Origin of the sequence: Psychrobacter sp. FME13, from assembly GCF_014861395.1 — a bacterium.
In the GTDB taxonomy this organism is placed as follows: domain Bacteria; phylum Pseudomonadota; class Gammaproteobacteria; order Pseudomonadales; family Moraxellaceae; genus Psychrobacter.
On the sequence record NZ_RRYV01000122.1, the window covers coordinates 1 to 9,348 of the forward strand.

The 9,348-nt window shown below is 43.8% G+C and carries 5 protein-coding genes and 1 pseudogene; all 6 read left to right on the plus strand.

Annotation, left to right across the window (positions count from 1 at the left end):
- Positions 1-133 (plus strand): annotated as a pseudogene (locus tag EI164_RS12210) (IS1 family transposase); the annotation flags it as partial.
- A 262-nt stretch (positions 134-395) separates the two neighbouring features.
- Positions 396-1,199 carry a sulfite exporter TauE/SafE family protein gene (locus EI164_RS12215; protein WP_192520237.1) on the plus strand — a complete coding sequence of 268 codons (804 nt, stop codon included), beginning with the start codon at positions 396-398 and terminating at the stop codon, positions 1,197-1,199.
- Complete coding sequence (locus EI164_RS12220; RefSeq protein ID WP_192520233.1) at positions 1,186-2,469, plus strand: WG repeat-containing protein; 1,284 nt, start codon at positions 1,186-1,188, stop codon at positions 2,467-2,469. Before EI164_RS12215 ends, EI164_RS12220 begins: the two co-directional genes overlap by 14 nt.
- Positions 2,470-2,477: 8 nt before the next feature.
- A complete protein-coding gene (locus tag EI164_RS12225; protein WP_192520234.1) occupies positions 2,478-3,635 on the plus strand; it encodes a WG repeat-containing protein in 1,158 nt (385 codons plus the stop codon).
- Positions 3,636-3,739: 104 nt separating this feature from the next.
- Positions 3,740-7,723: an AAA family ATPase gene (locus tag EI164_RS12230; protein ID WP_192520235.1), complete on the plus strand. Its 3,984-nt coding sequence runs from the start codon at positions 3,740-3,742 to the stop codon at positions 7,721-7,723.
- 447 nt (positions 7,724-8,170) lie between these two features.
- Entirely contained in the window at positions 8,171-9,181 is a 1,011-nt protein-coding gene (locus EI164_RS12235; RefSeq protein ID WP_192520236.1) for a cell division protein ZipA C-terminal FtsZ-binding domain-containing protein, read from the plus strand.
- Positions 9,182-9,348: the final 167 nt, after the last annotated feature.

Here is a 9,348-nt window from a genome sequence, read left to right on the forward strand (position 1 = left end):
GGGTAATAACTGTCGCCTTAGACACCGATTAAGACGAGCGGTTAGAAAAACCTGTTGTTTCTCTAAGAAGCTCGATAATCACTTCAAAGTGTTTGATATGGTGTTCTTTTACATCAATTATGGCTACGTCTGATGCCAGCATACTTTTTAGAACACCACCAATCTTTGATATACTGAACGATTTTCGATAGAGCGTCGCCTAGAGTATTTCATCAATTTATCTCATGTTAATGCTCATAATCTAATTGGTGACACACCCTAGAGTAGACAGCATAAAGATCGGGTTGTGATTTGGCAAATGTAATTAAGAACAAGCTATTAAGTACATAAACGGGCAAATCAGTCATACTAAAATACCGTTCAAACAGCAGAAGTGATAAAAGGCTAATTCGATGATGTTATATGTGTGGTTTGTGATTGCAGGAGCATTCGCTGGCGTCAGTGCTGGCTTGTTTGGCGTTGGCGGTGGCATGATTATCGTACCGGCACTGGTGTGGATTTTTACTGCCTATGGATTTTCACCAGAGGTTATTACCCATCTGGCGATTGGTACCTCACTGGCAACAATCGTTGTGACCTCGATTAGCTCACTCACAGCTCATAATAAGCGTGGCGGTGTCCGCTGGGAAGTGTGGCGAAAGATGGCATTGGGCTTGGTCATCGGTAGTTTGGTCGGCGCTGGTATCGCGGATATGATCGATGGCAAATTATTACAAGCCATTATCGGGGTTGGCGCGCTATTGGTCGCGTTAAAAATGCTGTTTTTTTCTAATAAAGAACAGTTGGGCAAGCCGCTGCCACCTGCTGGTATTCAGTTTGGTGCTGGTACGGGCATTGGTATGGCGTCTTCTATCTTCGGTATTGGTGGTGGTAGTTTGACTGTGCCGTTTTTGAATTGGGCTGGACTACCGATGAAGCAGTCAGTCGGTACGTCTGCGGCATGTGGTCTACCAATTGCATTGGCTGGCGCGGCAGGGTTTGCATGGTTCGGTCAAGACGTGGTCAATCTGCCTGAGGGCACGATAGGGTTTGTCCATATCACGGGATTTTTATGTATTTCAGTGGCTAGCTTTGCGATGGCAAAAGTCGGTGCCAAGCTCGCTCATGTATTGCCTGCCGCTATGCTTAAGCGAGCGTTTGGCGTGTTGTTAGTCTTTGCTGGTGGGCAGTTGTTATTGAGCGGGATTGGGATTATTTAACAGAATCACTGATCATACTGTTAAGTTGATGCAGTTTTTATATAAAGGAGCACAAGTGATAATCATAAGACATCAGGTTTTGAAGCTACTCATAGCCGCTACTGTTATACAAGGACTAACACTACAGCATGCGATTGCAGAAGAATGTACCAAGCCGCCAGTCGATGAAGGTATTTGGGCAAACTGCGTAGAATCAGGCGTCGCTATTGCACAAAAACAAGGCAAATATGGTTTAGTTGATAGTAGAGGAAATGTTGTTTCTGATTATCAGTACGACCATATCAGTAAGTTTTTCGATGGACTCGCTATTGCTACCAAAGAGGGTAAATGGGGATATGTTGATAGATCAGGAAAGCGCATTATTCCTCTTGAGTACGATAACGCTTGGGCGTTTAAGGAAGGTCTTGCTAGAGTTTTTAAGAATGGAAAAATGGGAGTGATTAACAAGTCTAATGAGTTAGTTGTACCTATAATCTATGAGGTGATAGCACCCTTTCATGACAATTTAGCGCTAGTTATTAAAAACAATAAAGTTGGATACATTGATCAGCATAATAAAGTACTTACTACCTTGGATTTTGAAAACGGTCGTAGCTTCGATAATGGTTTTGCATTTGTCCAGCAGTCGGGTAAATGGGGTGCTATAGATACTCAGGGAAGATTGGTTGTTCCTTATATTTATGATGAAATTGAACCGTTGTCTTCAGAAGAAACGAGCGTTTATAAGATAGAAAAAGATCGTATGTATGGATTAATGGATAAACAAACAAAGGTGATACTGCCTGCTAAATATAAGCCATTTTACCTTAGTTATGATGATGACTTGGAAAAGATTTCAAACGATGAGGGTGAGGGTGCCATAAATAGCCAAGGTATTGTAGTTGAACCTATCTATGATGATGTCTATATTCGAGGCAATATAATTATTGCAGAGTTAGCTGACAAGCATGGCATATTTGACAATAAGGGAGAGTTGATTGTTCCTTTTGAGTACGATGGTTACCGCTCTTTAGAAGGAAGTTTAGGATATTTGAAGCAAGGCGATAAAGTTGGCTTATTCAACAGTAACAGCAAGCAGATTACGCCCATAATATTTGATAAACTAAATATAGTGCGAGACACAAACTATAAATATATTGAGGCTAAAATCGATGATAAGTATGGATTTATTGATGATCAAGGTAACAATATTATTGAGATCAAATACGAGAGATGGAAAGCTTATCAGCTCAAAGATGCGTTGAAAAACAACCATAAAAATAATAAATAGGATGTGTAGTGAAAACAATCAAAACCTTTAGTCTATCTGTTATAAGCCTAGCACTTGTTTTTAGCTACTCATCAGGGGCTATGGCTACCGATTCTGATGTACAAGAAGCTAAGCGAGAACTAACTGCTGCGCCAGCAAGGTATCGTGGATGTAATCATATATCACCGACAGAGTGTAAAAAACTATTTCTCAATGAAGAAGTTTACCAGCAGGTTCTTAACAAATATGGCAGTGTACGTAAATACACAAACCATCTGATACAAGTTAGGGGTGATAGGGGCGAGGGTCTTATCGATAGTTCAGGTGAGATAGTCTTGCCTCTAGAGTATTCTTTCTATCCTACGCTTGATACTAGATACGATATTCCTAAACAAGTCGTGACCATTAGTAAAGATGATAAATATGGCTTATTAAATAAATTGGGCGAAATTGTCTTACCTATAAAGTACGATAGGATAGAAGAGATAGATGCTGAAGCAGATTATTTTTATGCTTTAGAGTTGGCAGATAAATACGGTTTGGCAAATAAATATGGCGAGATAATTTTACCTGCACTTTACGATTCTATTAGTCGTCGATTTTATTTGTCGGGTGGGATTTTGAAGAGAGATGAAAAATTTAGCTTAATTGATGCTCAGGGCAAAATAGTCCCATCTACGAGTTACGATAGTTTGAAGCCATTAGATGATGACCTACTATTAGCACGTATTAAAGAACGTTTCGGTGTAATAGATCAGCAAGGTCGAACTGTTGTGCCGTTAAAGTACCAAGAGATATCCTCATTTAATCATAATATTGCGTATGCTCAGTTAGAAGATAAATGGGGTCTTATTGATATTAGTGGCAAGGTGCTTGTGCCGTTTGAGTACGATGATATTGAAGATTTTGATGATAGTTCATATGCCGTCCGACAAAAAGGAAAGTGGGGTGTTATAAGACCAAATGGCACCACCATCATTCCATTAAAATATACTGAACTTCGTAATACGTATGATGGGTTCATTCGTGTAGGTAACGATTATAAAATGGGTATTATCAATTATCAAAATGAAATTGTACTACCTATTATGTATGATTATATTGGAGAATTTGATGATGGTAAATTTGATGTAAGCATCAAAGGAGAATCTTTCAAAGTAGATCAAACTGGTCAAAGGGTAGAATAGTTATCTATTAGCGATATTCAAGCTTGGTCAGTGATATACCCTAAAAATCCACCACAATTTCAGGTAGAATAGCCGCCTGTTTTTGCTAAGTTTACTGATTCTCCATGCGTCTAAAATCCCTAAAGCTGGCAGGCTTCAAATCCTTTGCCAATCCTACTACTTTTACCTTCCGCCATGGCATCACCGCCATCGTCGGGCCGAACGGCTGCGGCAAATCCAATGTGATTGATGCCATACGTTGGGTGCTGGGGGAGACCTCTGCCAAGCAGCTACGTGGTGGCGCGATGAGTGATGTTATCTTTGCTGGTACGCAAGATAAGGCAGCCAAAAGTGTCGCCAGTGTCGAGCTGACGTTTGAGCATACGCAAGATGAGCACACAGGTATTCGCCACGAGTTTAATTTGTACCAAGAGCTGTCCGTTCGTCGTCAGGTCAATAAAGAAGGACGCTCAGATTATTTCATCAATGGCACACGTTGTCGTCGCCGTGATGTGGTCGATGTGTTTTTGGGTACAGGGCTTGGTGCGCGTAGTTATGCGGTGATTGAGCAGGGTATGATTGGGCGTATTGTCGAATCCAGTCCTATGCAGCTGCGTGAGTTTATCGAAGAAGCGGCAGGAGTATCTCGCTATCAAGCGCGCCGCGAAGAAACACAGAAAAAACTAGAAAAAACACAAGAAAACCTAGCCCGTCTGCATGATATGCAAAGCGAGTTGGTCAGCCAACAAAAGCGCCTGTCGAGGCAAGCCGCCAGTGCGCAGCGCTACGAGGAGCTAGCGTTAACGCTTGCTGATATCAAGCAACAGCTCGCTATTCAGCAGCTGTATCAAGCCAAGCACACTCAGCAGCAGCAAAAACTAGCGCATGAACGCAGTGCTACTGAAGTCGCTAGCTTGCAAACTGACTATGAGACGCTAAAAGCGCAGCAAGATAAACTCGCCACACACATCAACCAAGAGCAATGGCTCAAGGACGATGCCCAAAGCGCTCATTATCAGCAGCAATTAAGCTATCAACAAGCTGAGCACGAGCTGAGCGATGCCCAATCACAATTGACCGTGATTGAGCAGCAGCTTACAAGCTTGGATCAACAGCGCACGCAAGCGGTTAGTGAGATTGATCGATTAAAAGCCGAGCAAGCGGAGCAGCAGAATATATTAGAGACGTTGCGTCCACAGCTGACTGAGTTGACGAGTAAACGTGACACGCATAAGCGCAACGAGCAACCGCTACAACGCGCATGGCATGACGCGCAAAACCAGCTGTCACGGCTACAAGATAATGTGCGTACGCTTGAGCAGCAGCAAGCTATTAATAGCCAAGCGCAAAAACGCCATCAGCAAAACCACAATAAGTGGCAGCGCCGCCAGCAAAACTGGCAAAATCTATGGCAGCAATTACAACAGTCCCTGTTACTATCAGCCTCTAACGATAAGGATAACTCTGACGAGCAATCTTCAACGGATATACAAAGCGTACAGCAGACGTTAGAGACCCAAGTTGTAGAATTGAATAAACAGCTACAGCAGATGACGCGCCAACAAGACAGCGTCGATGAGCGTCTGTCTGAACTACAACCGCAAGCGCATGATTTACAGCAGCGCTTGACTGCGCAGCAGCGTGAGTTAAGGGAGTGTGAGAAGCAGCACGCGGTATTGGCAAGTGAGTACGATACCTTGCATCAGATATTGCATCTAAAACCGACAGCTAAACCGCAACAGCAAGCAGCTATTTCTGAAGCCAGTAAGCCAGGAGCTAGTAAGTCAAAAGCCAGTTTAGAAAATAAAGCCAAAAACCGCTATGACGAGTTAGCCATTACCACCTTGCGTGAGCAGATTGAGCTAAGCGCACAAGGACAGCAGCATTCCGAGCTACTCGATAACGTACTATCATTGTGGCTAGACAGCCATGTGTTTACAGCAAAAACTTCTGGCACAGAAAAAGCGCGAAACAGCTCTGCAGACTCCGATAGTCTATGGTGTGAGCTTGAATCTAATCTAACGAATATCATTACCTATCAGACGGCACAGAATGAGCAGGCACATACGGAAGGTCAGTCTTCGGTAGAGAGCGGTCATAGCTTGTGGCTGTCTGCCAATCAAAACAAACCAAATGCAGCGGTATTTATCAATCAGTTGCCAGACAGCTTGATTGATAAAATAATGCCGTTGTCACAGCTGATTACTCAGCCAGTATTGGCGCTGTGGCAGCATTGTTATCTATATATAGCACAATCAGAAGCGAGCGCTCAGCATAGCCTAGAAGCGCTTGCTGATATCTTAAAATCACTGCCACCGTCAGCTATCTTGCTCACCACAGACGGTTGGCTCATCAGTCGTCAGGGGACGATTAACCTGAGTAAATTCACAGGTGCGCAAGCGGGTCAAAGTGACAGTAATAGTCAGTTTTTAACCCAGCGTTTGCAGCAGCGTAATCGTTTGCAAGCATTAGAAGACTTACTTGATGAGTTTGAAACCAAGATAGACACGCAGCAAAAAACCATTACAAAGCACCAACGCGACTATGATGCACTAACGATCAATTTAGAAGAAACGCGAGCACAAGCTGAGCAATTGACCCGTGATAAGCATAAATGTCAGCAGCAGCTCACCACACAGCGCGCCAATGCTGAGCGCTTACAAGCAGACAGCCTACGACTCATGGCGGATAAGTCAGATCTTGAGCAAGAGCAATTAGAGTTAGCGCAGGAGGAGCAAACGCTGATTGATGAGCAGCAGCATATTCAGCATGAACTAGCAGCGCTAACACCACAAATAGCAGAAGCACGAGCATTGAGTCAGCAATTACAAGCTGAGCGCAGTGAGCTCAATCGTAGCCGCCAAGCGGATGATGATGCATGGCAAGCACTACAGTTACGTATCCAGCAGAGTGAGATGCGTTTGGAGCATAGCGCTAGTGGCCTTACGCGAGCGATTGAACAACACGACAAGTCATTGCAGAGTGAGCAGCAGCTAAAAGCGAGTCATCAGAAACAGCAAGATAAGCTACCAGACTTGCAAGCAACATTACAGACGGCGCAGACAGCCCGAGATAAGCAGAAAGTGCTATTAACAGAACGAGACACTGCGTTGGCTGCGCTAAAGCAAGACTATGCGCAGCAGCAGACAGCGTTAGACAGCTTGCAAAGTACGCTACAAGTTCAGCAAGGTCAGCTTGCAAACCACGCTACTGAGTTAGCGCTCAGTATGGCGCGGTTGGACGACGCCAGCACTCATACGCATGACGCTCTAGAAGCGTATTATAAGGTGAGCCATCAATATCAATCGCCATCAGAGTCAGCACAGCATCCGCAGCAAAAAGTGAGCGTTTCAAACTTGCTTGCTGATTTTATCGCGCATGACCGCCGTGTGCGTCCAGATAAAATCGCAGAGCTAGAGTCTGAACGCGCCACGCTTGAGCAGCAGTTAGGCAAAATCGGCCCAGTCAATCTAGCGGCAGTAGCAGAGCTGGCCGAGGTCAATGAACGCCTAGAGCCATTGGCGCAGCAGACAGCCGATATTGCGGCGAGTATGCAGACGCTGACGGCAGCGATTGAGTCTATTGATGAGACGACCAAGACGCTGTTTATGCAGACGCTAGATGCCGTTAATACTGAGCTTGCTAATTTGTTTGCCAAAGTCTTCGGCGGCGGGCAGGCAAGTCTGACATTGAACACGGACGATATGCCAGATAACATTCCTGCTGAAAAGTACAAGTCAGAGCAATGGCGGGCAGGGCTTACCTTAATGGCACAGCCAAAAGGCAAGCGTAATAGTCGCCTTGCTGTATTGTCAGGTGGTGAGAAAACGCTCACCGCGCTAAGTTTGATTTTTGCAATATTTAAGCAGCATCCAGCGCCATTTTGTGTACTCGATGAAGTCGATGCACCGCTTGATGACGCTAATGTCGAACGCTTTACCAGTTTGATTCATGAGCTAGCAGATGATTTGCAGTTTATTTTTATCAGTCATAATAAACTAACGATGCAAATCGCTGATGAGCTAAAAGGCATTACTATGCCAAGTGCAGGTGTTTCTACGTTAGTTAGCGTCTCGCTAGATGAAGCAGCACGCTACATTACTGAGTAACCAAATAAAACTACTGAATAGCCAAATAAATTGATAACTGGCAAGCCGCTGCTAGTGGTATAGTTATAGGCAGTGAGCGACTAAATGGTTACGATGTAACCCTCTCTAAATGTACCACCTGCAATTCGCTACCTTATATCCGTTTTGGCATTTTTTGACTATATATTCAATTATCTATATATTTAGTCGTCTATATGCTTAGTCATCTATTAAGTTAGATACGGTATCAGTGCTGTTCAGTGAAGTGCTTATAGACAGTCGCTCGGCTTGTTTGAATCCAAATGATAGTGAGATTATTATATCGCCAAGGTTATCACGTTACACAATTATGTCAGGCTGACGGTAAACGATGACTATATGATGACGATATTAATTAGCCATGCTAGACTATTGCCAATTATTCCCTCTTGTGTAATCCCTTTTGTCATATATTAGGATGTATTTCTCATGACCGCTATTCAGTTTATATTGATCGCCATTGCCGCATTTATTATGCTTGCAGGGTTGTTTATGGTCATTCGTAGCTTTAAGCGTCGCAAACACGCCGAAACTACTGCGGTCAACTATGATAAAAATGGTATTCCTATCATACCGCGTCATGAACGAAATATTGTCGACCAGCCTGATCTTGATGACACGGTCGCTGGTGAGACCAGTATTGGCCCTGACCGTGAGTATCTAAATGCGGTGATTGAAGAAGAGCCGTTAACCCATAGTGACGCCAATGCCAATATCTTGCAAGGTCAAGGCGCAGCTAACCATGACATTAATGCTTATACGAACGACGCCGAATATGCAGGCTGGCAAGCAGATCAGCAGCGTAGTGACGATGCTGAGTTTGTAGCAGCTGCTGAACAGATGCATATCGAGCAAGAGCCAGACGCGTTTTCTAGCTTGATGTCGGCAACTGAAAGTTTGATGCCATCTATTGATACGGTCGCAGAGCCAAGTTTTGATGATAACAGTCCTATTCTCGATCAGCATTTATCAGAGTCTGTTGATGAAGCGCAAAATGGTCCATTGATTAACGCCAAAGACAATATCAATATTACTATCTTGCCTCACCAGTATCGTGACCGTCCAATCTCGATTATCCGCGGTCGCGATTTATTAAAGCTGATTGATAAGTACGGTTTGCGTTATGGTGCGATGAATATGTTTCATCGCTATGAGCAAAAAGACGGTACAGGCATGCTGTGGTTCAGCATGATGGGCATCACCGATAACGGTATTGCACCTTTTGATCCGCATAGTGTCGCGACCAATACTTATAATGGTTTGGTGGTGTTTTTATCATTACCGCATCCACAAGCCGTGCGCAGCTTTGATAGTATGATGAGTATTGCTTATATGATGGCAAGCGATTTGGACGCGATTATACTAGATGAAGAGAACGAGCCAATCACCCCTGAATACAAGCAGCAGCTACGTAACCAAGTGCGTGACTATGAAGGTTAAAAACTTGAAGGTTAAGAGGTTAAACGATAAAAAAACTGATTAAACCTAATTGATAGCAGTAGCATTAAAAAGGCAAATAGCGATTAACGTTATTTGCCTTTTTTAATGCGCCCTGAACCGCCCCGAGATTGTCGGAGACTCAACTTTCTGAGAGAATACGACAATGA

What these genes read in the sequence shown, in the direction of transcription:
- EI164_RS12235 (WP_192520236.1), top strand. Translation starts at nt 8,171, where the DNA reads ATGACCGCTATTCAGTTTATATTGATCGCCATTGCCGCATTTATTATG.
- EI164_RS12230 (WP_192520235.1), top strand. Translation starts at nt 3,740, where the DNA reads ATGCGTCTAAAATCCCTAAAGCTGGCAGGCTTCAAATCCTTTGCCAAT.
- EI164_RS12215 (WP_192520237.1), top strand. Translation starts at nt 396, where the DNA reads ATGTTATATGTGTGGTTTGTGATTGCAGGAGCATTCGCTGGCGTCAGT.